Origin of the sequence: Kribbella sp. NBC_01510 (genome assembly GCF_045040325.1) — a bacterium.
GTDB lineage: Bacteria > Actinomycetota > Actinomycetes > Propionibacteriales > Kribbellaceae > Kribbella.
The window spans coordinates 8,695,601-8,721,444 of the sequence record NZ_CP109418.1; the positions used below are offsets into that span (position 1 = coordinate 8,695,601).

Sequence of the window (25,844 nt, forward strand, 5' to 3'; positions counted from 1 at the left end):
GCCGATGTCAGGGACAGGTCTTGCCGTACGGACGGTCACCGAAGGCCTGTCTCCACTCCTCATTGGTGAGATTGCGGCCGGCCATCTTGCAGGCGAAGTCGAGCGTCGCCCCGATGCGCGTGTCCCAGAGGTAGGTCTGTCCGTCGAACGCAGCGATCGTCACCACGTCATGTCCCTCGGTGAAGCTCGGGGAGCCGGCTCCCTTCTTGGTGCCGACCGGAGTGGTGAGGAGCAGCTCGAGGTTGCGTGCGTCCCAGACGCTAAAGGTCCCATCGGCGGCGCCCGACACCAGGCGAGAGCCGTCCCCCGAGAATCGAACGAACCTGCCCGCACCACTGTGCCCAGTTGTCGGAGCACTGTGGAGGACACCTGAGTCCACATCGACGATCACTACTTCGCCCTTGCTCCCGGTGGCCGCGATGCGCCGACCGTCGGGCGAGTACACCGCATGGTTGACGCGGAGATTCAGGTCGCCCTCCGAGAGCACGTTGCCGGTCGCCGTACGGATGACCCGCCAGTGCTCTGCGGCGCCGTCGGGCGAGTCATCGAAGAGGACTGCTCGCTCATTGTCGGGGGATGCCGCCGAACAACAATTGCTGGTCAGATTGACGGGTACGTTGCTGGGCTGCAGTGTGCGCGCGTCGAAGAACGTGGTCTGGTTCCGGGAGTCACTGACCAGGATGCGATTGCCGCCCTCAACATACGCAATTGAGTAGATGTCCGGCTCGACGACATGGCGCCGCACGACGACCTTGCCAGTCTGGGAGTCGAGAACCGTAACGGCGCCCCCGGCATCGAACACCGCGAGGTGCCGGCCGTCCGGATGCCACGAGGCGGGTGTCCGGGGCGCCCGCTCGACTTCGCCGTGCAGTCGCACGGGTGCGGTGGTGGCCCCGGTCACCGCGTCAGCGAAGCTCAGCCAGGAGTCCGTTGCGTCCCGCCATATATAGGCAGTTCCGCCGTCGGCAGATGCCAGCACGTGGAGGTAGTCACGCGGGGGCACGGGCTGTGTCCGGCGGAGATACAGCTGTTGCCCCGAACGGTCGTACGTCCGCAGGATGCCCTCGTCGCCACCCGTGTACAGCGTGCGGTTGTCGGGGCTGAAGCCAACTGCCCAGGAGATCTCGAAAGTCTTGATCCGCTCGCGAGGACTGCCGGTAGCCACGTCCCAGACGATGACCTCCCCGTCGTCCGAAGCGGACCCGAGCAGCCTGCCGTCACGGGAGAAAGCGACGTCTCGCAGGGCGCCGGTATGACCGCGCAGCATCCTCACCGTCCTGCCAGTGTGCGCGTCGACGAGCGCGATCGCCCTGTCCGTCGTCCCGATGGGTTGGAGCGCCAACAGGTTGCCGTCCCGAGTGAGGTCGATGGCCGGCGGTGGACTGCTTGCGATCAGAGGGGGTCCGTCACGCCGCCATTGCACTTTCCCGCTGGCGACGTCGAACGCCGCGAGCGGCTGCTGGGTGTAGACGGTGTGGCCATCGGGGCTCAGGGCCAGTCCGTGCGGGCCGGGCGGGAGGGTGACCTTCTGTGGCCTCCGTTCGCGCGCGCGGAGGTCCCAGACGAGCGCGAGGGCGGGGGCATCGATCGGCATCTCACGCCCCTGCGGGATCAACTGAACGCTCGCAGCCAGGTGTTGCGCGTCGGCGCTGACGACGAGGTCGCGGTAGTACAGCAACTGTTGGCTCGGGAAGGCGAGCGGAACCACGTCGAGGGCGTCGGGGGTCAGCAACCGAACGGCGTTGGCGCGCGGGCCCTCAGGCATATCGGTCGCATAGTTGGTCATCGCCGCCACGTAGCGGCCGTCCGCGGTGAAGAGGGGGTAGCAGGACACTCCACCCCCCACCCCGGTCCCTCCGACATGCCCGCGCACTTGTGTGTCGGGATGCGCCACGAACGCGAAAGAGGCGATCTCTCGCCCCGATTCCGTCTCGTACAGATTGCACGTCGCGTCCTTACCGCCCGCGACGACACGAGTTCCGTCCCGGGAGATCGAGATGGCGCCGAGATCACCGGCCCCCGCAGCTGGGGATGACCGGACCAGGAGTGGGCGCTTGTTCAGCACAGCCAGCAGGTTGACTCGTGTCTCCGGGGAGTCGTCCAGGCGTACCCCTTGCGCTGCGAGCAGCACAGAGTGGCTGATGCCTTCGGTCAGGAGCGCTCGTGCCCCAACGCGGCGCGCGAGCTCCCGGACGGCCGCCTGCTCCGCAGCGGCTGCCTGCTGGTCGGCTTGTTCCGCCTGCCGAACGGCTACGACGCCGACTATCAGGGTCCCGGCCAGCAACAGGGCGGCTGCGGCCAGGGCTCCTCGGAGACGTCGGTTGACGCGGACCTGGTACCGAGCCTGGTTCTCGACCGCGCGAAGTTCAGCCTCCGACAGGTGCTGGCCGGCAGCGAGGAACTCGCTCTCGATCTCCGTAAGCGGGACCGTGGCGCTCTCCCGCCAATCCAGGGCTTTGGCGAGCCGCACTCCACGGTAGAGCTCACTGTCGGGTCGACCGAGCGAGTTCCAGGAGTCGGCGACGATTGTCAGGTGGTGCAGGATCTGCTGGCCCTCCAGGTCGTCGTCCAGCCAATGCCGCAGCCTCGGCCAGGCCCGGGCGACCGCCTCGTGGACCAGCTCGACCACGCCATCGTCGCTGGTGACGAGACGCGAGCTGACCAGCAGATCGAGCAGCGCGTCGGACTCCGGCCCGGTGACCACGAGCCGTCGTGGCAGTCGGCCGCGGATCGGCTGCCGATCCGGCCCAGGGGTCACTAGGCGTAGCAGCAGGTCGCGCAACCTGGCCTGCTGCTCAGGGCGAAGCCGGGTATAGATCTCTTCGGCTGACTGGGCCACCGCGCCCTCGATCCCACCGGATGCACGGTAGCCGTCGACAGTCAACGTCCGGCCTTCGCGGCGCTGCCAGGTCTCGGCGAGCGCGTGCGACATCAGCGGAAGCGCGCCAGGTTGTCCTACCACCTCTCTGACCAGCAGGTCGACAAGTCCCGGCTCCACCACCAACGCGGCCAGCCTGGCCGGCTCTATGATCGCTGTGCGTAGGTCTGTCCTGGACATCCCGGCGAGCAACTGGAGCCCTTGTTCGACAGCGTGAGCAAAGCCCGGGTACGCCGCGATCTCGGCCAGCCGATCCGCCCGGTACGACAGGATCAGCGGGGCCTCGGCGCAATGAGCGGTCAGCCTGTCGAGGAATGCTTCGCGCTCGGTGGCGTCCGTACACAGCGTGAACACCTCCTCACACTGATCGACAACCAGCACAGTCGGCACAACATCGCCGGGCAGCGCGTCGGCCAGTGCTGCAACCGGATGTACGCCGGGAGTCATCACCACGACCCGCCGGCCGCCGCTGCGTAAGCGGGCCGCGATGCCTGCCCGCGCCAGCGATGACTTCCCACACCCGGACGGGCCGACGACAGCCAGTACCGAGTTGTCGGCCAGCTTTCGCAATCCCGCAGCCACCTCGGCATCACGGCCGAAGAACACCTCTGCATCGTCCAGGTCGTATGGTTTGAGACCCAGATAGGGGCACTCCGTGCTCGGTTCTGGCAGCGCGCTCGCCACCACCAGGGACGGATCTTGGCGCAGAATCGCCTGTTCCAGCAGACCGATGTCTGGACCGGGGTCCAGACCGAGCTCGTGATTCAGCACGACGCGTAGCTCACGAAGCGTCTTCAAGGCGTCGGCCTGACGGCCGGACTGGTACTGCGCGGTCGCCAGCAGCGCCCACCTTCGCTCGCGCAGCGGTGCCTCCGCTGTCAGGGCCCGAGCCTTGGCAAGGACGCTCTCGTGCCGGCCCGAGCGCAGCGACGCTTCGACGTACAACTCCTCGGCACTCTGCCGCAACTCTTCCAACCGCGCGCTCTCTATCCGCGCGCTGTCCCAGCCCTCGACGTCGGTCAGCGGCTTACCCCGCCAGAGTGTCAGCGCATCGGCCAGAAGCAGAGCGGACCGCTCGGCATCGCCGGCTGCCAGCAGGTTGGTCGCCCTGACGACAGTGTGCTCGAAGCGTTGGGTGTCGATCTCGTCGCGGGGGATCGTCAACCTGTACCCCAGCGACGACGTCTCGATCGAGTGGCTGCCGAGGATCTTGCGAAGCCGGACCACACATCCCTGCACGATCTTGGACCAGGAAGCGGGCAACTGCTCGCCCCACAACACGTCAGCCAGTACTTCGGCACTGACAACGTCCCCCGGGTGCACTACAAGCGCAGCTAGCACAACGCGGTCGCGCCGCCCGAGTTGCTCCCCCTCGATTGTGAGCGGGCCGAGCACGGCGATACCCACATCTCGACTGTCGACCGCGCGGTACCGAACGTCAAGGTCGGCGATACCGCGTTGATACCGGGCAGGGCCGGCTCGACACCACTCGGTAGCACAACTGGACCAACACATCGCGGCGATCGGAAGGCCGACCGCGGCAATCCCGCCAGATGAGGGACAGGAGTAGCGGACATGTCCACCAGGGCAGTGCCAACCACAGCAGCACCAAACAGGCGGTCGATTGTGACCAGGCTGACCATGCTGGCGGCCGCCGCCGTAGTCAGCGTCGCACTGATGACTGCGGCGCCCCCGGCTATGGCGCAGGAGCCTCCGAACCCGGAGGGCGGCTCATCCGGCGAGAGAACGGCAACGGGCCCCGTCCAGGACGACGGCCTGGATGCCAACTCGGTTGTACTCGGCGCACTGGCCGGAATCGCGCTGGGCGGCGCAGGGCTCGCCGTCACTCTTGGCACGCAACGGCGCCGCGACCGCGCTGCGATGCCGATCACCTGACCGGATTCACCCCGACCCGGAGTCCGTCGGGTGACCGCCGGCCTCCGGCATGCGCGTCGACCAGATCCTTCGCCGCACTGCCTGCAGGAGTCTCTGGGCAAATACTACGGATCCGGATAATCTGGATTCGTGGAAAATGGATTGTTGGTGTTGTTGCAGCGGGCGACGCATGTGACGTTGCAGGTGCTGGGGACGGAGCTGGGTGAGCTGGGGCTGACTGCTTCCGAGGTCAACGTGCTGGCGAATCTGGCCGACGGGCAGGCGCGGACCGTGTCCGAGCTGGGTGTGGCTGCGGGAGTCAGGCCGACGACGCTGACCGGAGTACTGGATCGGCTGGAGCAGAAGGGGCACATCACCCGGGCCGCGCGACCGGGTGATCGGCGGGCCGTGGAGATCGCGCTGACGGAGGTTGGGGCGAAGAGCGCTGGTCAGGTGCAGCGAGCTTTCGCTGCCGTGGAAAAGCAGGCGCTCGCCGGGGTGTCGCCGACCGCTGTGAATCAGGCTCGCAAGGTGCTCACCGCATTGGCAGCGATATGAGCACCTTCGACGAACTGATGCGTGAGGTGATGGCCACCGCCGACCGGTTCGGGCACCGGGAGCACGTGCGCTTGACGTGGCTCGCCGTACGGCGGTGTGGGACGGCCGGCGCGGTCGAGTTGATCAGCGACGGGATCCAGCAGACCGCGCGCTACGCGGGAGTGCCGCAGAAGTACAACGCGACCGTGAGCCGGGCCTGGGTCGAGTTGACGGCGTACCACATGGACGAGGAGCCGGAAGCGTCCTTCGAGGAACTGGTCACGCACAATCCGGGGCTGTTGGACAAGCGGCTGCTGACGCACTTCTACCAGTCGCGCACGCTGGCGTCACCCGCCGCGCGGACGGGGTGGGTGCAGCCCGATGTGAGGGCGTTCCCAGGATGACGCTTTACCTTGCCCCTGGGGCAGGGGGTTTGATGGTCGCGTGTTGACGATCAGCGAGTTCGGACGACGGACCGGGCTTTCGCACAAGGCGTTGCGGTTGTACGACGTGTCCGGGTTGTTGCCGCCGGCCCAGGTGGACCCGGCCAACGGATACCGCCTGTACGACGAGGAGCAACTCGAGCGGGCCCGCCGGATCAGTGTGCTGCGGCAGCTGGACATGCCGTTGACCAAGATCGCCGAGATACTCGCGGGGTCCGACGAGGAGGCGCTGATCCGGCTGGATCGGTGGTGGATCGCCCAGGAGGCGACCACCGCGGCCCGGCGGGCGACGCTGCAGTACCTGCGGGACCGGTTGAGCCGGACGGGGACGTCCGGGTTGCCACCCCGGCCGGTGCTGACCCGCGACGTACCGGCGACGAAGATCGCGACCATCCGCACCGATACGGATCAGCAGACGCTGATCGGGGTGATCGTGTCCTCGACGTACGAGATCCGCGCGCACCTGGCCGCCGCGGGGGCGACGCTGACCGGAGAGTCGTGGGTGATCTTCCACGGCGCGGTGACGCCGGAGGCCGAGGCGCCCGTCGAGGTCTGTATGCCGTTCGACGGGCTGGTGGATCCGGCCGGGCCGATCGCGATCCGGGTCGAACCGGCCCATCGCGAGGCGTACTGCAGCATCACGATGGACGAGTGCGCGTTTCCGCGGATCATGCTCGCGTACGACCTCGTCTACGACTGGGCGCGCGCGGCCGGTTTGCCCGAGGCAGGTCCGCCGCGGGAGGTCTATCGGCCCGACTGTCATCTGCTTCCGCGCGACCAGCCGGCCGTCGACATCGCCCTGCCCATTCTCGAAAGGAAAGCCTGATGGACTACGCGGTTCAGACCGAGTTCAGTGACCCCGGCGTACATGCCGGTTTGTTCGATGCGTTGCCGGACGACGTTGCCGGGATCGGCGCGGTGGTCCGCAACCTGCTCATCCACTACCGCGGCGGCGGGATCGAATTCACCGGCGACCGGCTGGCCGAGATCGACCACCGGTGGGTGTCGGCGATGCTGACGACCGACCAGAAGCGCAACGGTACGGCGCTCGCCGTACCGCGGGAGCCGGTCGACCGGTTGGTCGGGTGCTGCCGGGACTACACGCTGATGTTCGTCTCGGCCCTGCGACACAAGGGGATTCCAGCCCGCAGCCGGATCGGGTTCGCGGTGTACTTCGCGTCCGGGTTCAACCACGACCACGTCGTCGCGGAGTACTGGAACGGCGACCGCTGGGTGATGATCGACCCCGAGCTCGACCCCGCCGGCGACCACCCGTTCAACACGCTGGACATGCCGAAGGGCCCGTTCCTGTCCGCCGCCGAGGTCTGGCTGGGCGTCCGCGCCGGCGACCTCGACCCGGATCTCTTCGGCGTCGACCCCGGCCTGCCGATCCGCGGCGGCTGGTTCATCCGGAACTACGTCCACCTTCAGCACGCCCACCTGCAAGGCGACGAACTCCTGCTCTGGGACAACTGGGGCACCATGTCCGGCAGCCTCGACGGCGCCGACGTGGACCTGACCGACCAGGTCGCCCGCCTATTGGTTGCCTCCGACAACGGAGACGAGACCGCCGGCAAGGAATTGACCGATCTCTACCGGACCAACCCGGCCCTCACCTTCACCGGCCGTGCCTTCGTCACGTCCCCCGCCGGCACCGAACACGCCTGGATGAATCTCACCCGCCCGACCGAGTAACCCACGACTGATCCGGCGCACGGTCGGCGGCGGCAGGTCGACGTACCTGCTGAACGGCCCCCGGCCTGGTGGTCAGGCGAGATGGGTGACCAGGTCGGCGACGACGCGGTCGATCCCGTTCAGCAGGGAGAGATGGCCCTCGCCCGCTTCGAAGTGGAAGGTGGCGCCGGAGACGTGGGCGGCCAGCCAGTGGCCGTGGGCCTGGGGGACCATCCGGTCCTGGTCGCCCTGCCAGATCGCGACCGGCGTGGTGATCCGATCGAGGCGGAAGCCCCAGTCCTTGACGAAGGCCAGGTCGTCGTCGCGCCAGCCCGCGATGCTCTCGGCGACGGAGCGCCGGGCCGAGGCGGCGAGCCAGTCCAGAATCGGACCGGTCATCGCCGCCTTGTCCACCTCGGAGACCAGATCACCGAAGGCGGCCGCCAAGTCCTGCGGTGCGGCGCCGGCGAGCTCGCTCGACTGCTCTTCGATCAGCGGCTCGAGCGCCGCGCGGCCCTTGAACGCGGCGCCGAACTCGGCGACGTTCTCTTCCCCCATGTCGGCCACGAAGTCCAGCCCGTCCGCGTTGGCCGGCCCAACCCCGGCCAGCGTGGCCGCCGCGATGCAGCGGTCGGCGAGCAGCGCCGCACAGGCCAGCGAATGCGGGCCGCCACCGGAAAGGCCGATGCTGAGGAAGCGGTCCGCACCGATCGCGTCCAGGAGACTGCTGACATCGGCGGCCACGTCGCCGATCGAGCGACCAGGCTGCGGCGTCGACGCGCCGTACCCGGGCCGGCCGGGGCTGACCAGTCGAAGCCCGTGCCGCTCCGCAGCCTCGGCCAGTGGGGCAAAGCGGACGGCAGCACCCGGTGTGCCGTGATGAAACACGAGCGGTATCCCGTCGGCGGGCCCCTCGATCAGGTACTCCAGCTTGCGGCCATCGGCGAGTTGCACGAACTCCATGGGCGAAAGCCTAGCGTCGGGGGCCGCGCCCGCCGGCAAACGAACGACCCCGCCTGGTGAGGCAGGCGGGTCGTGCGTTTGTGGTGAAGGGGCTCAGAATTCGGAGCCGACGGGGAGGTCCGGGGCGGACGGGTCGTCGGGGTCCGAGGGACCGGCGGCCAGGCCCATTTCGGCCGGGGTGGCGAGACCGGTGTGGTTGGGGATCACCCGGACGGTGTAGCCGAAGGGGCCTGTGCGGTCCAGCTTCAGCTCACCCTCGTAGCGGTGGCGGTTGCCTTCGTACGTTTCCGCCAGCGACAGCGACGCGCGCACCGGGTCGGTGATCTCGTCGTTGGTGTCGACGCGGCCGTGCAGCACCTCGACGCAGATGTCCGCCGGGGCCAGGTCGCCGAGCGCCGCGAAGGCGCGGATGCCGACCGTGGTCCCGAGCTGCGGTACGTCGCCCAGGCCCTGCAGCTCCACGTGGTCGACCCGGATCTGCGGCCAGGCCGCACGGACCTTCTGCTTCCACGCGGCGAGCTCGCGCGCGCCGTCGTACGTCGCGTTCAGCGAACGGGACGACTTCGCGGCCGGCACGTAGAGCTGTTCGACGTAGTCGCGGACCATCCGGGTGGCGAGCACCTTCGGGCCGAGCTCCTTGATCGTGTGCCGCAGCATCTCGATCCACCGGCCGGGCACCGCGCCGTCATAGAACCGCGGCGCGACCTGCTTCTCGATCAGGTCGTACAGCGCGTGCGCCTCGAGGTCGTCGCGCCGGTCGGTGTCCTCGATCCCGTCCGCAGACGGGATCGCCCAGCCGAACTCGTCGTCGTACCACTCGTCCCACCAGCCGTCGCGGATGGACAGGTTGAGGGCACCGTTCAGCGCCGCCTTCATCCCGGACGTGCCGCTCGCCTCGTACGGACGCAACGGGTTGTTCAGCCAGACGTCGCAGCCCGGGTACATCGGCTGCGCGAGCGCGATGTCGTAGTCCGGCACGAACACGATCCGGTGCCGCACGTCCGGGTCGTCGGCGAAGCGCACCACCTCTTGGATCAGCTTCTTGCCGCCCTCGTCGTGCGGATGCGACTTGCCCGCGATGACGATCTGGATCGGCCGCTGTGGGTGCAGCAGCAGCGCCTTCAACCGGGCCGGGTCGCGCAGCATCAGCGTCAGCCGCTTGTACGACGGGACCCGCCGGGCGAAGCCGATCGTCAGGACGTCGGGATCGAGGATCGAGTCGACCCAGCCGAGCTCGGCCTCACTGGCCCCGCGGTTGATCCAGGACTGCCGGACCCGGGCCCGGGTGTCGTCGATGAACCGCTGCCGCAGGATCCGCTTGGTCTCCCAGATCTGCTGGTCGGTGGTCTTGTCCAGGCCCTCGAAGACGGTGTCGCCCTCGGCGGTGTAGTTGGCGTAGGTCAGCTCGTGGATCTCCCGGGGCACCCAGGTCGGCGCGTGCACGCCGTTGGTGATCGAGGTGATCGGCACGTCGATCGGGTCGAAGCTCGGCCAGAGCCCGGAGAACATGCCGCGGCTGACCACACCGTGCAGCTTGGACACGCCGTTGGCCCGCTGGGCCAGCCGCAACCCCATGATCGCCATGTTGAACACGCCCGGGTCGCCGCCGTCGAAGTCCTCGGCGCCGAGCTCGAGGATGCGGTCGATCGGGACCCCGTGGCCGAACGCATCCGCGGAGAAGTGCTGCTGGATCAGCTCGACCGGGAACCGGTCGATGCCGGCCGGGACCGGGGTGTGGGTGGTGAACACGGTGCCGCCGCGGGCCACCTCGAGCGCGGTGTCGAAGTCCAGGCCCTGGTCGGCGGCCAGCTCGCGGATCCGCTCGACGCCGAGGAAACCGGCGTGGCCCTCGTTGGTGTGGAACACCTCGGGCGCCGGGTGGCCGGTGATCCGGCAGTACGCGCGGACCGCGCGGACACCGCCGACGCCGAGCAGCAGCTCCTGGAGCAGCCGGTGCTCCGTCGTACCGCCGTACAGCCGGTCGGTCACCTCGCGCTCTCCCGCGTCGTTCTCCTCCATGTCGGAGTCGAGCATCAGCAGCGGCACGCGGCCGACCTGGGCGACCCAGATCTGGGCGTGCAGCTCGCGGTTGCCGGGCAACTTCAGCGTCACGGTCGCGGGGGCGTCACCATCCCGGAGCAGGCTGATCGGCAGCCCGTCCGGATCCACCAGGGGGTAACGCTCCTGCTGCCAGCCCTCGGCGTTCAGCGACTGCGCGAAGTAGCCGTGCCGGTACAGCAGACCGACACCGATCAGCGGTACGGCGAGGTCGCTGGCCGCCTTCAGGTGGTCACCGGCCAGGATGCCCAGGCCGCCGGAGTACTGCGGCAGCACGTGGGTGATCCCGAACTCCGGGGAGAAGTAAGCCACCGAGCTCACCGGCGAACCGGCCTCGGTCTGGAACCAGCGGTCGTCGGTCACGTAGCCGTTCAGGTCGGCTACGGCCAGCTCCAGCCGGCGGAGAAAGGCATTGTCATTGGCCAGCTCGTCGAGCCGGGCCGCCGGGACCTCACCGAGAAGCTTGACCGGGTCACCGCCGGTGCTCCGCCACAGCTGCGGGTCGACGGCCTCGAAGACGTCCTGCGTCTCCGGGTGCCAGGCCCAGCGGAGGTTGTTCACCAGGGTGCCCAGGCCGGTCAGCGGCTCGGGGAGGACAGGGCGGACGGAAAATCGTCGTATCGCTCGCACCGGGACACCGTACCGGCCTCAGGTGCGCAAGACACCCTCGGCCTGCATCGATCTTGCAACGCGAGCAAGATTTTGCAGAGGTGCATGTCACAGGCAAGCACTGGGAACCCATAACATCAGTCCTGTAGTTCTCGACGTAGTTACCCACCCCGCCGGATCCGCAACCGGGCGGATCCACACTCAGACAGGGAAGGTTCGTCTACGCCATGACTGGGCGCATCCCGATCACCGAGGTCACCCCGACCGTCGACGCCGGAGCGTATCCGGCCAAGGCGTCGGTCGGCGAGACGTTCACCATCGCTGCCACGGTCTTCCGGGAGGGCCACGACGCGGTGAACGCCAACGTCGTGCTGACCTCGCCGTCGGGACAGACCAGACGGATGCTGATGACCCCGGTGGGCCAGGGCAGCGACCGGTGGACGGTCGACGTCACCCTGCAGGAGCAGGGCGCGTGGACGTTCGCGATCGAGGGCTGGAGCGACCCGTACGGGACCTGGCGGCACAACGCCGAGATCAAGATCCCGGCCGGGATCGACATCGATCTGATGTTCGCCGAGGGCGCAGCGTTCTTCGACCGGGCGGCTGCTGGTGTGCCCCCCGCCGTACGGGCGGATCGCGCCACGCTCGGCGACGCCGCGCACGCGCTGGCGAACGGCGCGCTGCCGCCGGAGGCCCGGCTGGCCGCGGGGATCTCGCCGCAGGTGCGGTCCGCCCTCGGTCGGTATCCGGTCCGCGAGCTGATCACCTCCTCGGAGACCTATCCGGTGTGGGTCGACCGGACCCGCGCGCTGTACGGCAGCTGGTACGAGTTCTTCCCACGGTCGGAGGGAGCGTCGTACGACGAGGAGACCGGGCAGTGGACGTCCGGGACCTTCCGGACCGCGGCCAAGCGGCTCGAGGCGGTCGCGGGGATGGGCTTCGACATCATCTACGTGCCGCCGATCCACCCGATCGGCCACTCGTTCCGCAAGGGCCCGAACAACACGCTCGACCCGAAATCGGGCGACCCGGGTTCGCCGTGGGCGATCGGGTCGGAGGAGGGCGGCCACGACGCGATCCACCCGGAGCTCGGCACCTTCGAGGACTTCGAGTACTTCGTCAGCCAGGCTCGCGCGCTCGGCCTGGAGGTCTCGATCGACCTGGCCCTGCAGGCGTCGCCGGACCACCCCTGGGTCAAGGAGCACCCGAAGTGGTTCTCGGTCCGCGCGGACGGCTCGATCGCGTACGCCGAGAACCCGCCGAAGAAGTACCAGGACATCTACCCGATCAACTTCGACAACGATCCCGAGGGCATCTACGCCGAGGTGCTGCGGATCGTGAAGCTCTGGATCTCGTACGGCGTGACCGTGTTCCGGGTCGACAACCCGCACACCAAGCCGGTGAACTTCTGGGAGTACCTGCTCGGCGAGATCCGCAAGACCGACCCGGACGTGGTGTTCCTGTCCGAGGCGTTCACCCGCCGGCCGATGATGCGCGAGCTGGCCAAGGTCGGGTTCCACCAGTCCTACACCTACTTCACCTGGCGCAACGAGAAGTGGGAGCTGGAGGAGTACCTGCAGGAGCTGACCAAGGAGACCGGGCACTTCCTGCGGCCGAACTTCTTCGTCAACACGCCGGACATCCTGACCGCCTATCTGCAGTACGGCGGCCCCGGCGCGTTCAAGATCCGGGCGGCGATCGCGGCGACGTCGTCACCCTCCTGGGGCGTGTACGCCGGGTTCGAGCTGTTCGAGCACGTCGCACTCCGGCCCGGCTCGGAGGAGTACCTGGACACCGAGAAGTTCCAGCTCCGTCCGCGGGACTGGGATGCCGCGGCGGCCGAGGGGCGGACGCTCGCGCCGTACCTGACCCTGCTGAACAACATCCGCCGCCGGCACCCGGCCCTGCAGCAGCTGCGCAACCTGTCGCTGCACTCGGTCGAGGACGACGCGATCATGTGCTACTCGAAGCGCACGACCGCGCCCGACGGCCACACCGACACCGTCATCGTCGTGGTGAACACCGACGCGCACTCGGTCCGCGAGTCGATGGTCCACCTCGACATGGCCGCGCTCGGCATGCGCCCCGAGGACACCTTCACCGTGTACGACGAGATCAGCGGCGCAACCTGGCGCTGGGGCCAGCAGAACTACATCAGGCTCGACCCCAACGGCGAACCGTGCCACATCCTCGCCGTCCGCCGCGGCCAGGCGTGACCCCAGTCGTTACGTCCGAAGAACTGAGGGCTATAGCGCACGGTTCTTCGGACGTAACGAGTCAGAGGGGGACGGTTTCCGGGTACTTCAGACCCGCGCCGGTGTTCAGGGCGACGACCTGTTCATCGGCGCGGATCCAGCCGGACTCCCGCAACTGCCGGACGGCCGCGAAGTTCGCTGCTCCCTCGGGGCAGATGAAGGCGCCTTCCAACCGGGCTAGCTTGTGCTGCTCCGCCAGGATGTCCGCGTCGTCGACGGCAACGGCACAGCCGTCGGTCTCCGCGATCGCCTGCAGGACAAGGAAATCACCGAGCGCCTTGGGCACCGTGATGCCGAAGGCAACGGTCTGCGCGTCCGGCCAGGGCTCGCTCTCCGGCAGGCCCTTCTCCCACGCGCGCACGATCGGCGCGCAGCCCGTGGACTGTACGGCGACGAGTCGCGGCAGCGGACCCTCGATCCAGCCGAGGTCGCGGAGCTCGACGAGCGCCTTCCAGATGCCGATGATGCCGACGCCGCCACCGGTCGGGTAGAGGATCACATCGGGCAGCTGCCAGCCGAGTTGCTCGGCGATCTCCAGGCCCATCGTCTTCTTGCCCTCGATCCGGTAGGGCTCCTTCAGGGTCGACACGTCGAGATAGCCCTCGCGCTTGGCGAGCTCCGCGCGGACGAACGCGCCGGCGTCGCCGATCAGCCCGTCGATCAGGTGCAGCTCGGCGCCGACCACGGCCACCTCGCGCCGGCAGATCTCCGGCGCCGCGATCGGCATCGCGATCAACGCCTCCATCCCGGCCCGGGCGGCGTACGCGGCCCAGGCGGACCCGGCGTTGCCGTTGGTCGGCATCGCGATCTTCCGTACGCCGACCTCGTAGGCGCGCGACACCCCGACCGCGGCACCCCGCGCCTTGAACGTACCGGTGGGGATCAGCCCTTCGTCCTTCATCAACAGCCGGTCGACCCCGAGCTCACGCCCGTACCGCGGCAACGGCAGCAGCGGCGTCATCCCCTCCCCCAGGGTCACCACGTTGCCGGCGGATCGCACCGGCAGCAGCTCGTGGTACCGCCACAGATCCGGCGGACGCGTGGCCAGTTCGTCCTTGGTCAGCGTCACCGCGCGTACGTCGTACCTGGCGAGCAGGGGTGATCCGCACGGGCAGAGGCCGATGACCTGGTCGGCGTCGTGGACGGATCCACAACGAGGGCACTCGAGATGACTCAGCGCAGAGAACGTCACACCGACAGAAACTACCCCGCCCGGAGATTGGTGATCGCCGGGCGCTGGTGATCGGTGAGACGGAACCCGGTGCCGCGGACCGCGTCGATGGTGACCGTGGTGCCCAGTTCGTCGAGCTTGCGGCGCAGGCGCTTCACCACCGAGTGCACGTCGGCGGTGCCGCGGAGGTCGCGACTGCGCCACACGGTCTGGTGCAGAGCGTCGTACGTCCAGACGCGCAGTGGCTCCGACATCAGCCGGGTGAGCAGGTCGTGCTCGAGTTCGGTGAGCTGGATCTCGCTGCCGCGCCAGCGGGCGACCGAGCGGACCCGGTCGATCGTCAGGACGTCGGCCTCCGGCTCCTCGTCCGAGCTCCGGGCCGCGGTGGCCTCGACGGCGTCGGGCTCTGGCGGTTCGGGCTGTTCGGGGGACGCGGGCGGGGGCTGCTGCGCGGGCACGAGCAGCTTGCGGAGTTCGTGGAGGCTGGAGACCAGGAGCAGCGGCGCGACGTCGTCGACGAGCTCGGCCAGGCGCACGCGCTCCTCGGGCGAGGCCGCGACCGCAATAAGCAGCGGGAACGGCTCAGGACCAGTCGTGGTCAGATCGAGGTCCGGGGCGGGGACACGGGCGGTGACCATTTGGTCACGATGTCAACCTCTGCCCGGGATCGTCAACGGACTGCCAACGTTTGACCACTTTGCCTCGATCGGTGCGACAGATAGTCACATCCTGCTCACCAAGTGTGCTTGTTACCACGTTGTTCTGACACATAGGCTCCACGTCAGGCTCGCGGTGTCACAGACCGCGACCGTGTTGTAACTAGGGGGCACGGAGCGTTCGCCCTGACGCGAACCCCCATGCACCTCTGCACGCAACGAAATGACTCGGGGGAGTCGACTCGGGGTCGTTCCAAGTGAGGGGCTGCAGAGATGTCACATCAACCACGAAGGGGACTTGCCAGATCGCTGGTGGGTGCCCTGGCGACGGTGGCTGTCGTCGCAACCGGGCTGGCCGCCGTCGGCCAGGCCCAGGCCGCACCGCCCACCAAAACCGACGCCACACCGTCACCGGCCGCCAAGATCAAGCCGGAACTGATGGCGAAGCTGGAAGGCAAGGACGCCAAGGCGTCGTCCGACTACTGGGTCCGGTTCGGCGCGAAGGCCGACCTGACCGCCGCCAGCAAGATCACCGACTGGAATGAGCGCGGCACCGCCGTGGCCGCCGCGCTGCGCAAGACCGCGGCGGACAGCCAGGCGAAGATCCGCGCCGAGCTGGACGCGCAGCACGTGAAGTACACCTCGTTCTGGGGTACGAACGCGATCCGCATCGACAGCGGCTCGCTCGCGCTGGCCCAGAACCTGGCCACCCACACCGAGGTCGAGGGCCTGTACGCCCCGGTCGCGATCGACGTTCCCAAGGTCACCCAGGGCACGACCGAGCACGAGATCAACTCGGTCGAGTGGGGTGTCGCCAACATCAAGGCCGACCAGGTCTGGTCGCAGTACGGCGACAAGGGCGAGGGGATCGTCGTCGCCAGCATCGACACCGGGGTGCAGTTCGACCACCCGGCGCTGGTGGGCAAGTACCGCGGCAACAACGGCGACGGCACCTTCGACCACAACTACAACTGGTTCGACGCCGCCGGCACCTCGCCGAGCCAGCCGGCCGACGGCAACGGCCACGGCACCCACACCATGGGCACCATGGTCGGTGACGACGGCGCGGGCAACCAGGTCGGCGTCGCACCGGGCGTCAAGTGGATCGCCGCCAACGGCTGCTGCCCGAGCGACGCGGCTCTGATCAGCTCCGGCCAGTGGATGCTCGAGCCGACCAACCTCGCGGGCCAGAACCCGGACGCGAGCAAGCGGCCGAACGTCATCAACAACTCGTGGGGCTCGCAGACTCCGTCGAACGACCCGTTCATGGAGGACATCACCCTGGCCTGGACCGCGTCCGGGATCTTCGGTGCGTTCGCCAACGGCAACAGCGGCTCCGCCTGCAACACCAGCGGGTCGCCGGGCAGCCTGACCAGTAACTACTCGGCCGGCGCCTACGACATCAACAACAACATCGCGTCGTTCTCCGGCCGTGGTGTCGGTCAGAACGGCACGATCAAGCCGAACATCTCGGCCCCCGGCGTCAACGTCCGCTCCAGCCTGCCCGGCAACACCTACGGCAGCTTCAACGGTACGTCGATGGCCACACCACACCTCGCGGCCACGATCGCGCTGTTGTGGTCCGCCTCGCCGGCGCTGAAGGGTGACGTCAACGCCACCCGCGCACTGCTGAACCAGACCGCCGTCGACGCGCCGGACAGCCAATGCGGCGGCACCCCGGAGAACAACAACGTCTTCGGTCAGGGCCGTCTGGACGCACTGGCTCTGCTCAACGCCGCACCGATCGGTGACACCGGCACTCTGACCGGCAAGGTGACCGCCGCCACCGGCGGTGCCGCCATCGCCGGCGCCAGCGTGACCGTGAAGGCGGCCGGCCAGCCCGACAAGGTGCTGACCACCAGCAGCACGGGCACGTTCTCGTCGGTCCTGCCGGCCGGGAGCTACGACCTGACCGTCGAGTCGTTCGGGTACAAGACCCAGACGGCAACGGTCGCCATCACCACCGGTCAGACCACCACGAAGGACTTCGCGCTGGAGAGCACTCCGCAGGTGAGTGTCGGCGGCACCATCACGGACGGCTCCGGCCACGGCTGGCCGCTGTACGCGAAGGTGAGCGTCGAGGGTCCGGGTGGCGTGTTCGACTACACCACGCCCAGCAACGGCCGCTTCAGCCTGAAGGTTCCGTCCGGTGCCGCGTACTCGCTCAAGGTCGAGTCGCAGTACCCGGGTTACCAGACGGTCAGCCAGCCGATCACGGTCGGCACGGGCAACGTGACCAAGAACATCGCGGTCCCGGTCACGGCCGACTGCATCACCGCACCGGGCTACAAGTTCGGCTCGGACGGTGTCTACGAGACGTTCGACTCCGGTGCGGTCCCGAGTGGCTGGACCGTCGTCGACAACAAGGGCAACGGCCAGGTCTGGCAGTTCAACGACCCGGGCAACCGGGGCAACCTGTCCGGTGGCAGCGGCAAGTTCGCGGTCGTCGACAGTGACAGGTACGGCTCCGGCGGCTCGCAGGACACGTCGCTGGTCAGCCCGGTCGTGGACCTGAGCGCGGTCACCGCCCCGGTGATCCGGTTCAACCAGGACTTCAACCGGTTCAGCCAGGAGAAGGCCGAGGTGGACCTGTCGATCGACGGCGGAACCACCTGGACCAACGTACTGTCCGACGCCGCCGACATCCGCGGCGTCCAGGAGATCGCGATCCCGCAGGCGGCCGGCCAGTCCGCCGTACAGGTTCGCTTCCACTATTACGACGCCTCGTTCGAATGGTGGTGGATCGTCGACAACGTGCTGATCGGCAGCCAGGTCACCTGTGAGCCGACCGGCGGCGGCATCGTCGTCGGCAACGTCAAGGACGCCAACACGAACGGGTTCGTGAACGGTGCCGTCGTCACCCATGACGGCAGCTCCGAGTCCGCGACCACCGTGGCGACGCCCGAGGACACCGGCCTGAACGACGGCTTCTACTGGATGTACTCGTCCGCGGACGGCGACCAGGGCTTCACCGCCAAGGCCGGCAACTACGTCAGCGCGACGGCGACCGTCAACGTCGAGGCGGACTGGACGACCCAGGCCGACTACGCGCTGAAGGCCGGCCGGCTGAGCGTCACGCCGGGCAGTGTGTCGGGCAACCTGAAGCTGCCCACCGGCAAGGTCACCAAGTCGTTCACAGTCACCAACACCGGTGGCGCGGACGTCGACGTCAAGTTCGGTGAGAAGGACAACGGCTTCGTCCTGGAGAACGCGAACGGCACCAAGACCACCAAGGCGCAGGTGCTGACCAGCACCGGTGCCCCGCTGCAGCGGCTCGCGGTGCCGACCTCGTTCGCCAGCATGCTGTCGGGCAAGACCGCCGGTACGCCGGCTGTCGCGAAGCCGCTCGCGGCTCCGTGGACCGACATCGCCGACTACCCGGCGACCGTGATGGACAACCGGGTGGTCAACCTGGACGGCAAGGTCTACTCGATTGCCGGTGGCGACGGTAACGCGTCGACCGGGAACAGCTACGTGTACGACCCGGCGTCGATGGCGTGGACCGCCATCGCTCCGCTGCCGGGTGCCCGCAACGCCGTCACCGTCGGCGTCGTGGCCGGCAAGATCATTGCCAGCTCCGGCTGGGGCGCTGCCGGACCGGACGCGGCGACCTGGGCCTACGACCCGGCGAGCAACGCCTGGACCTCACTGGCGGCCAACCCGGCACCGCGGGCCGCAGCCGGTCAGGCCGTTGCCGACGGCAAGCTGTACGCCGTCGGTGGCTGCACGACCTCCGGCTGTCTGCCGATGAGCAACACGGTGGTCCGCTACGACCCGGCCACCAACGCCTGGCAGACGTTGGCCAACTACCCGAAGTCGGTCGCGTTCGCATCCTGCGGCGCCATCGACGGCAAGGTGTACTGCGCCGGTGGCAACGACGGCACGAACGCGCAGAAGTCGGCGTACGTCTACGACCCGGGAGCCGACTCCTGGGCCGCGGTCGCCGACGCTCCGGCCGACAGCTGGGCGTCGTCGTACGCCGTCGCCGGCGGCAAGCTGCTGATCGTCGGCGGCGTGCAGGCCGGTGCCATCACCAACGCCGGGTTCTCGTACGACCCGGCGTCGGACACCTGGGCCGCCCTGCCGAACGCCAACGTGCCGCGGTACCGCGGTGGCGCGGCCTGCGGCTTCTACAAGGTCGGTGGCTCGTTGGGTCAATTCACCGCCACGGTCGACAGCGAGGCCCTGCCGGGTCTCGAGGACTGCTCCGAGTCGTCGGCGGACGTGAGCTGGCTGTCCATCGACAAGACCGAGGCCACCCTGGCCCCGGGCGCGTCGACGACGGTCAAGGTCACGCTCACCGCGAACGTGGACCAGCCCGGCACCTACAGCGGTGCGGTCACGATCGGCGAGAACACGCCCTACACGGTGGCACCGGTCGGCGTGACGATGACCGTCACCCCGCCGACCACCTGGAGCAAGCTGCAGGGCAACGTCACGGGCGTCAGCTCGTCCGGCGCCACAGCTCCGCTCCCGGGCGCGATCGTCGAGGTGGACTCGTGGGCGCAGTCCTACACGTTCATCACCGACAAGGACGGCAATTACGCCTACTGGCTGGACCGTCGCAACAACCCCCTCACCCTGATCGCCGCCAAGGACGGCTACAAGCCCCAAACCCGCACCACGAAACTCCTCGCCGGCGAGCCGGTGACCGAGAACTTCGCCCTGAAGTCCATCAAGTAACACCGCGCTAGGTAGGCCGGCCCTCGCCCCGCACGGGGCGGGGGCCGGTCCCTTCCAAGGTGTCGACGTGAACCTGTTTCTCGGCAGCCAAGGTCTTGGGGCCTTTCCGGCCTGGCTCGACGAGCTCCCCCGCCGTCCACGCCGCGCCGTCCTCATACCGACCGCAGGCAATCCCCTACCGGCCACTCCCTGGGTCGACGTCGCCATGGACGTGCTCACCACCTGCGGCCTGGGTGTCGTGAGATTCGACCTCGAAGGCGCCGGCCGCCACGACGTCGACGCCGTACTCGAGAGCGCCGACCTGGTCTTCGTGACCGGCGGCCAGCCGATCTTCCTCCTCGAACACGCCCAGCGCAGCGGCTTCGCACAGGCGGTCCCGCCGGCTGTCCGTTCCGGACGTCTCGCGTACGCAGGCGTTTCGGCCGGTGCCATCCTCACCGCCCCGGATCTCGCGGTGTACGACGCCCCCGACGACCCCGGCCAGGTCAACTCGACCACCGGGTTGGGTCTTGTCCCCTTCCACCCTCTCGTCCACAGCAACCGCGGACGCCGCGAGCGCTACGACAAGCTGATCGCCGACCGGCCCGGCCTCACCTTCATCGCCTACAACGACGACGAGGCGTTGCTCATCACCGACGGACTCGTGGACCGGCGCCCGTCCGCGATCACGGCGGACTGGAACCGCTGACGCGACCGGCTTTCCGGAACTTCTTCGTCACCAGGCGACAGTGAAGTTCCGGAGATCGCGTCCGCGGGACGATCGAGACGGGCGTGTCAACGCGGCGTGGACGGTCAAGGCGTCGGCCGACGCGGCGGGGTCGTGGGTCCGGATGTAGTCGGCGCCTTCGGTGGCGGCATGGAGCTCGGCGGCAAGGGTCGCCGGTCCGATGCCGGTGAGGTCGGTGCCGGTGAGGTCGCGCAGGAACGACTTGCGGGACGGCGAGATCAGGACCGGTAGGTCGTAGCGGGTCTTCAGCCGGGACAAGTTGCCGAGCACGGTCAGGGACGGTTCCGGCGTACTGCCGAGGAAGTAGCCTAGGCCGGGGTCGAGGATCAGGCGGTCGCGTTCGATACCCGCCGCCTCGAGCGCCGCGATCCGCTCGTCGAAGAACTCTTCGATCCACGACCAGATCTCCCCCGCGTCAGTCCGCACCCGCGCCGACGGACCGGTCCGCTGCACCGAGTGCATCACCACCAGCCGACACGTGAGCCCGGCCAATTCGTCGTACCGGCGGGGATCCGGGAAGCCCTGGATGTCGTTCAGGTACGTCGCTCCACGCGCAGCCGCGTACCGCTGTGTCTCGGGGTGATAGGAATCCACACCCCACGGAATCCCGTCCAGCCCGTCGATCACCCCGGCCAGCCGCTCGATCTCCTCCTGCGGCGACACCTTCTCCGCATCCGGGTGACTGGACGCCGGCCCGAGCTCGACCAGCTCGGCGCCGGCCGCGTACAACTCTCGCGCATGCGCGATCGCGTCCCCGGAGGACAAGTACCGTCCCCCATCGGAGAACGAGTCCCTCGTGACGTTGACGATCCCCACCAGTTGCGTTCGCACCAGCTGGGACGCTACCCCAGTCAGGTGGTGGGGAGGAGGTGGAAGCCGACGCCGCGGACGGCGTGGATGGTGACGGTGGCGCCGAGATGGGCGAGCTTCTGGCGGAGGCGCTTCACGACGGAGTGGATGTGCGAGCCGTGGCCCAGGTGTTCGTTGCCCCAGACGGCGTGGTGGAGACGCTGGTAGGTCCAGACCCGGCCGGGTTCCTCGACCAGGCAGTGCAGGAAGTCGTGCTCCAGACGCGTCAGCGACACCTCGCGGTCCTTCCAGCGGACCACCCGGCGGTCGACGTCAAGGAACAGTTCAGGCTCCGGCGCGGTCACCACCGCGGCCCGCGCGGCCGGCATCGCCACCGTCGTCGGCACGGCGACCACGGAAGCGGGCACTGCCCCGATCTGGGCAGGCTGCTCATCGGAGGCCTGCAGCACTGCCGGCGCGAGTACGACGGGACCGGCCGGCGAGGTGATCGCGGTGAGTTCGAGGAACGCGCGGGCCTGGTCCGCACTGGACACCAGCAGCAGCGCGTCGGCGGTGCCGAGCAGCCGCGCGAGCTGCACACGTTCGGCCGTGGACGTGGCCACGCCGATGATCAAGGACGAATCCGACGACCTCTCCATGGCGAGCCCCTCCCCAGATCCAACGCCGGCCAGCCATAAGTACGGTTTACGGCGCGAAGTAAGTCAAGGGATTCCCAGCACCCCGGGCTGGCACAAATGCGACCTGTCCGAGTCAGGACAAAACGGACCTTCTGCTCGGTGTGTGCGTGGTGGCCGATCTGCCGTGTCGTGGTCGGCGGGCAGGCCCTGGTCCGGTGACTCGAGACAGCCCATGGCCAAAGTGCCGGAGTCCCGAAATGGCTGCGGACCCTGGATGTTGATCGGCGGTATTGCCGCGACCTCGGACAGGTAGTCGGGACCTCGAACACGGCACGGCCTGTCCGAGGTCTCCAGATGGTGTCCCAGGTCCCGGTGATCGGACCCGCTCGTCGTCCCGGCCGGCACGACGAGCGGGTCCGGTCACCGCACCTGCCCGGTGCGGGCTGGTCGGGTGCGGACGTTGGCAGCCCGGCGATGCGGGACGGCGGCAGCCCGGGCGAGGGCGGACGGTGGCAGCCGGGGCGAGGGCGGACGGTGGCAGCGGGGAGTGCGGACGTGGCTGGGGTGTGCAAGCTCGACAGGAAGTGTCCGCCCTGGCCCGGCCGGGCCGGCCGGCGCCAGGCGTGAATGCCTCGCCGACCAGCGCCCCTGGACCGACACTTCCTGTCGAGCTTGCACACCAGCCGACCCGCACACTTCGCCCACACATCCAGCAGAAGAGCCGATAAACCAATGCCGAACAGGGAAAGGCCGACCGGCCCGGGGCGGCGGGCGCGGCCGGCGGTCCGGGCGGGATCAGCAGACGGTCTTCACCGCGGTGATCAGGCTGTCGTCGGCGGTGTCACCGGACACCGCCCAGAAGAACGCGCCATCCAGTCCCTGGCCGTTCGGGAGCGGAACTGTCCGCACTCTATCGACCACATCCAGTTAAATAAAGAAGTTGACCGAATAAAAATGTTCTCGTGATCATCACGACGCTCCTTCGAGAGGTGTGCAGACGGGGCGCGCGGCGGAGTAATCTCCTCGCGCACGGTCACTCTTGACCGCACCCGACGGAGGAACAGTGCCCGGTCTCGTTCGGCGGCCGATCGTCATCTGGCTGCTCGCGGCCCTCGCGGTCCCGGTGCTGCTGACGGCCGTGCTGATTCCGGCCAGGGCGGGCACCACCGAGGACGATCTCCGCGACCAGACCGTGGCGGCGCTGCAGGCCCGGGGCATCGAGTCCGGGTCCGTCGACTTCGACGGTCGCGACGCCAAGATCGTCGTACCGGCCGGCGTCGACCCCGACCTCGTCCGCGAGGTCGTCGGGACGGTCGAAGGCGTTCGCTCGGTCCGGATCGAGGGCGGGTCGACGACGCCCACTCCCCCGCCGAGCGAGCCGCCCGCCGAGCCGACCGTCGCACCGTTCGAGGTCGGCCGGACGGATCAGTCGATCCGGGTGCAGGCCGCGGTGAAGGATCAAGGCGTCAAGGATGCTATCGCCGCCGAGGTCGCCAAGGTGCTCGGCGAAAACCGTGAGTACGACGACCGGACGACGATCGATCCCGCGAACGGGCTGACCGACGCGACCGCGGTGTCCACCGTGCTGCAGGCACTCGCGATCGGGACCGGCGACGCCTCGGTCCGGTACGACGGCAGCACCGTGACGCTGACGGGTGAGGTGCCGGATCAGGCAAGCAAAGCCACGGTCGCCCGGGCCGCGGCGAAGGCCGTGCCCGGCGGGGTGATCGCGAACCAGCTGGAGATCCCCGCGCCGACGACGACCACGGTCAGTGAGCCGTGCCGGACGTTGCAGACCCGGGTATCCGAGTTCAACCGGCAGCACAAGATCAACTTCCTGTCCGGCACCTCGATCGTGAACGACGCGTCGAAGCCCACGGTGGTCAAGGCCGCCGCACTGCTGAAGACCTGTCCGGCCGCGTTCTTCGAGGTGGCCGGCCACACCGACAACCTCGGTTCGCCCGCGAGCAGCCTGCCGCTGTCCGAGCGCCGGGCCGCCGAGGTCAAGGCCGAGCTGGTTCGGCTCGGCGTGGCCGCGGGTCACATCCACGCGAACGGCTACGGCGAGGCCTTCCCGATCGCGCCCAACACCACCGCCACCGGCCGGATCGCCAATCGCCGGGCCGAGATCCGAGTACTGCAGGGGAACTGAATGAGCTGGCTGATCGCACAGATCTGGATCCTGCTTCTGGTCGCGTTCGTGCTCGGCAGCGCGGCCGCCTGGCTGCTACACCGCCTTGTCCGCACCCCGGCCAGAGGAGCCCGCCGATGAGCTGGCTATTGCGCCACAACTGGCTGTGGTCTCTGATCGCCTTCCTGATCGGCGCGGCCATCACCTGGATCCTCCTCGAACGCCGCCAGCCGGCCACTTCCCCGGAGCCACAGGTCGGGGAGCCGGCGGACGAGAAGCAAGAGGTCCTCGTCGGAGCCACGATTGCCGAGTCCCCACCCGCCGCACGAGCCGAGTCCCCACCTGCGGCACGATCCGAGTCCCCACCCGTCGCACGAGCCGAACCGCAACCCGTCGTCCGCGCCGAACCGCGACCGGCCGTACGCGCGGAACCGACACGGGTCCGCGGGGAGCCGAGACCCGTCCGTGAGGAGCCGACGCCGGTCCGCGCGGAGCCGAGGCCCGTCCGTGAGGTGCCGGCGCCCGTCGTACGTGAGCAGCCGGGTCCTGTGTTCTCCCGGCTGATGGAGGCGGAGCCGACGCTCTTCGACCACCTCGACCCGGTCGGCGGCGACGACACAGACGCGACCGGGCCGCAGGTGCGGGCCGATGCGCCGCCCGGGCGATACGGTGAGGGCTCGGCCGACGCGGTGCCTCATCAAGGTCCGCCGGACGGGTTCACCATCAAGGGCAACGCCCAGTCGATGCTGTTCCACACCCCCGACTCGCCGTACTACGGCCGGACCAAACCCGAGGTCTGGTTCCGCACCGAGTCCGACGCCGAACGCGCGGGCTTCACCAGGTACACCCGCCGCCCCCGCAAGTCCGCGAACCCCCACGACTGACGCCCCGCACGAAAGAAGAGGGTCCGACCGTGAAGCACGACGTCACCGTCCCGTACACGATCGAGCAGGACGAGGACGGCGTCTGGTGCGCGCATGCGCTCCTACGGCACGGCGTCGGCGCGAACGGCGAGGGTGACACCCCGGAGGCGGCGGTCGAGGATCTCCGCGAGGCGCTGACCGGGCTGATCGAGTCCTTCGGCGTGCCCGAGCAGATCACGGTCACCGTCGAGACGCCCTGATGGCCAAGGTCCCCTCCCTGAGCGGCGAGAAGGTCGTCGCCCAGCTCAAGAAGCACGGCTTCCGGGTCGATCGGGTCAACGGCAGTCACCACATCATGAAGAACGACGCCGACGGTCGCGGTACGACCGTCCCGGTGCACGGCGGCAGGGACGTCGCCAAGGGGACCCTGCGCAGCATTCTGAGCGATGTCGACCTGACGCCCGAGGAACTGCTGAACCCGAAGCTGGTCAAGGCCCGCGAAGCCGAGGCACAGCAGGCTGCGGAGCAAGACGTCGACCAGCGGGTCGACCCGCGCGAGGGTGTGGCCGACGCGCGCGGCGCCACCAGGCGACAACCCGCGGCCGGCCGTTCCGGCGGCCGGCGCAAGGCGGCCTCCCCCGTGCGGGAGCGGGACGGACGGTCGCCGCGGAGGGGCTGAACGGGCCTGTGGGATAGGGGGATTGGGCCCCTATTTGCTTGTACTGGTGGAGGGCCGTCACACTGAGCGGAACGCCTTGCCGGAACCGTCCGTCCCGGGGCGTCCACCACATCACCGGGCCCACCCGGGAGCCGCGCGCTGTCCCCCTCGCACTCCGATGCGAGGGAGTACGAACCCCACGACGGGGTACGGGAACCAGTGCGGGTCCGGGCGAG

At 68.8% G+C, this 25,844-nt stretch carries 20 protein-coding genes; 13 read left to right on the top strand and 7 right to left on the bottom strand.

The genetic code is table 11. From position 1 onward, the window contains the following. Positions 1 to 7 precede the first annotated feature (7 nt). Complete coding sequence (locus tag OG558_RS42410) at positions 8 to 4,285, bottom strand: BTAD domain-containing putative transcriptional regulator (protein ID WP_405068073.1); 4,278 nt, start codon at positions 4,283 to 4,285, stop codon at positions 8 to 10. 219 nt (positions 4,286 to 4,504) lie between these two features. Between OG558_RS42410 and OG558_RS42415 the strand changes: the two genes are divergently transcribed. The 5 genes from OG558_RS42415 to OG558_RS42435 all read left to right on the top strand — a co-directional run bounded on the left by OG558_RS42415 (position 4,505) and on the right by OG558_RS42435 (position 7,428). After that, complete coding sequence (locus OG558_RS42415) at positions 4,505 to 4,774, top strand: hypothetical protein (RefSeq protein WP_405068074.1); 270 nt, start codon at positions 4,505 to 4,507, stop codon at positions 4,772 to 4,774. 129 nt (positions 4,775 to 4,903) lie between these two features. Then, positions 4,904 to 5,311, top strand: coding sequence for a MarR family winged helix-turn-helix transcriptional regulator (locus OG558_RS42420; RefSeq protein ID WP_405068075.1), 408 nt, complete (start codon positions 4,904 to 4,906; stop codon positions 5,309 to 5,311). Continuing rightward, entirely contained in the window at positions 5,308 to 5,694 is a 387-nt protein-coding gene (locus OG558_RS42425) for a hypothetical protein (protein WP_405068076.1), read from the top strand. The genes OG558_RS42420 and OG558_RS42425 overlap by 4 nt, the downstream gene beginning before the upstream one ends. A 40-nt stretch (positions 5,695 to 5,734) precedes the next feature. Next, positions 5,735 to 6,559 carry a MerR family transcriptional regulator gene (locus OG558_RS42430; RefSeq protein WP_405068077.1) on the top strand — a complete coding sequence of 275 codons (825 nt, stop codon included), beginning with the start codon at positions 5,735 to 5,737 and terminating at the stop codon, positions 6,557 to 6,559. Then, positions 6,559 to 7,428: a transglutaminase-like domain-containing protein gene (locus OG558_RS42435; RefSeq protein ID WP_405068078.1), complete on the top strand. Its 870-nt coding sequence runs from the start codon at positions 6,559 to 6,561 to the stop codon at positions 7,426 to 7,428. The genes OG558_RS42430 and OG558_RS42435 overlap by 1 nt, the downstream gene beginning before the upstream one ends. Positions 7,429 to 7,500: 72 nt before the next feature. Here the strand turns inward: OG558_RS42435 and OG558_RS42440 are convergent, their stop codons facing one another. Both OG558_RS42440 and glgP read right to left on the bottom strand, forming a co-directional pair. Further along, complete coding sequence (locus OG558_RS42440; RefSeq protein WP_405068079.1) at positions 7,501 to 8,370, bottom strand: alpha/beta fold hydrolase; 870 nt, start codon at positions 8,368 to 8,370, stop codon at positions 7,501 to 7,503. Positions 8,371 to 8,463: 93 nt separating this feature from the next. Further along, the gene (gene glgP / locus OG558_RS42445) at positions 8,464 to 11,058 is read right to left on the bottom strand and encodes an alpha-glucan family phosphorylase (RefSeq protein ID WP_405068080.1); all 2,595 of its coding nucleotides are present in this window, start codon (positions 11,056 to 11,058) and stop codon (positions 8,464 to 8,466) included. A 206-nt stretch (positions 11,059 to 11,264) separates the two neighbouring features. Between glgP and OG558_RS42450 the strand changes: the two genes are divergently transcribed. Next, positions 11,265 to 13,253, top strand: a complete 1,989-nt coding sequence (locus tag OG558_RS42450; protein ID WP_405068081.1) for an alpha-1,4-glucan--maltose-1-phosphate maltosyltransferase — start codon at positions 11,265 to 11,267, stop codon at positions 13,251 to 13,253. Positions 13,254 to 13,314: 61 nt separating this feature from the next. Here the strand turns inward: OG558_RS42450 and OG558_RS42455 are convergent, their stop codons facing one another. Next, the gene (locus OG558_RS42455; RefSeq protein ID WP_405068082.1) at positions 13,315 to 14,484 is read right to left on the bottom strand and encodes a threonine synthase; all 1,170 of its coding nucleotides are present in this window, start codon (positions 14,482 to 14,484) and stop codon (positions 13,315 to 13,317) included. 11 nt (positions 14,485 to 14,495) lie between these two features. Then, positions 14,496 to 15,101 (bottom strand): winged helix-turn-helix domain-containing protein, encoded by a 606-nt coding sequence (locus OG558_RS42460; RefSeq protein WP_405068083.1) that lies wholly within the window; start codon positions 15,099 to 15,101, stop codon positions 14,496 to 14,498. Positions 15,102 to 15,449: 348 nt separating this feature from the next. Between OG558_RS42460 and OG558_RS42465 the strand changes: the two genes are divergently transcribed. Further along, positions 15,450 to 19,802, top strand: a complete 4,353-nt coding sequence (locus OG558_RS42465) for a S8 family serine peptidase (protein ID WP_405068085.1) — start codon at positions 15,450 to 15,452, stop codon at positions 19,800 to 19,802. 67 nt (positions 19,803 to 19,869) lie between these two features. Then, a complete protein-coding gene (locus OG558_RS42470; protein WP_405068086.1) occupies positions 19,870 to 20,490 on the top strand; it encodes a Type 1 glutamine amidotransferase-like domain-containing protein in 621 nt (206 codons plus the stop codon). Positions 20,491 to 20,517: 27 nt separating this feature from the next. Here OG558_RS42470 and folP read toward each other — a convergent pair whose 3' ends face one another. Then, positions 20,518 to 21,363 carry a dihydropteroate synthase gene (folP, locus tag OG558_RS42475; RefSeq protein WP_405072290.1) on the bottom strand — a complete coding sequence of 282 codons (846 nt, stop codon included), beginning with the start codon at positions 21,361 to 21,363 and terminating at the stop codon, positions 20,518 to 20,520. Between the two features lie 17 nt (positions 21,364 to 21,380). Further along, complete coding sequence (locus OG558_RS42480; protein ID WP_405068087.1) at positions 21,381 to 21,977, bottom strand: winged helix-turn-helix domain-containing protein; 597 nt, start codon at positions 21,975 to 21,977, stop codon at positions 21,381 to 21,383. Between the two features lie 333 nt (positions 21,978 to 22,310). Here OG558_RS42480 and OG558_RS42485 point away from each other — a divergent pair, with 333 nt between their 5' ends. The 5 genes from OG558_RS42485 (at position 22,311) to OG558_RS42505 (ending at position 25,629) form a co-directional block, all read left to right on the top strand. Next, positions 22,311 to 22,583 (top strand): hypothetical protein, encoded by a 273-nt coding sequence (locus OG558_RS42485; protein WP_405068088.1) that lies wholly within the window; start codon positions 22,311 to 22,313, stop codon positions 22,581 to 22,583. A 436-nt stretch (positions 22,584 to 23,019) separates the two neighbouring features. Then, entirely contained in the window at positions 23,020 to 24,108 is a 1,089-nt protein-coding gene (locus OG558_RS42490) for an OmpA family protein (protein ID WP_405068089.1), read from the top strand. A gap of 116 nt (positions 24,109 to 24,224) precedes the next feature. Beyond that, on the top strand, positions 24,225 to 24,971 hold the full coding sequence (locus tag OG558_RS42495) for a hypothetical protein (protein ID WP_405068090.1): 747 nt from the start codon (positions 24,225 to 24,227) through the stop codon (positions 24,969 to 24,971). Between the two features lie 29 nt (positions 24,972 to 25,000). Further along, complete coding sequence (locus OG558_RS42500) at positions 25,001 to 25,210, top strand: hypothetical protein (RefSeq protein WP_328519261.1); 210 nt, start codon at positions 25,001 to 25,003, stop codon at positions 25,208 to 25,210. Further along, positions 25,210 to 25,629, top strand: a complete 420-nt coding sequence (locus OG558_RS42505) for a type II toxin-antitoxin system HicA family toxin (protein ID WP_405068091.1) — start codon at positions 25,210 to 25,212, stop codon at positions 25,627 to 25,629. Before OG558_RS42500 ends, OG558_RS42505 begins: the two co-directional genes overlap by 1 nt. Positions 25,630 to 25,844 lie beyond the last annotated feature (215 nt).

Coding starts and splice junctions, on each gene's coding strand:
- OG558_RS42440 (WP_405068079.1), bottom strand. CDS start 8,370: ATGGAGTTCGTGCAACTCGCCGATGGCCGCAAGCTGGAGTACCTGATC.
- OG558_RS42450 (WP_405068081.1), top strand. CDS start 11,265: ATGACTGGGCGCATCCCGATCACCGAGGTCACCCCGACCGTCGACGCC.
- OG558_RS42505 (WP_405068091.1), top strand. CDS start 25,210: ATGGCCAAGGTCCCCTCCCTGAGCGGCGAGAAGGTCGTCGCCCAGCTC.
- OG558_RS42495 (WP_405068090.1), top strand. CDS start 24,225: ATGAGCTGGCTATTGCGCCACAACTGGCTGTGGTCTCTGATCGCCTTC.
- OG558_RS42485 (WP_405068088.1), top strand. CDS start 22,311: ATGGTGTCCCAGGTCCCGGTGATCGGACCCGCTCGTCGTCCCGGCCGG.
- OG558_RS42435 (WP_405068078.1), top strand. CDS start 6,559: ATGGACTACGCGGTTCAGACCGAGTTCAGTGACCCCGGCGTACATGCC.
- OG558_RS42460 (WP_405068083.1), bottom strand. CDS start 15,101: ATGGTCACCGCCCGTGTCCCCGCCCCGGACCTCGATCTGACCACGACT.
- OG558_RS42480 (WP_405068087.1), bottom strand. CDS start 21,977: ATGGAGAGGTCGTCGGATTCGTCCTTGATCATCGGCGTGGCCACGTCC.
- OG558_RS42425 (WP_405068076.1), top strand. CDS start 5,308: ATGAGCACCTTCGACGAACTGATGCGTGAGGTGATGGCCACCGCCGAC.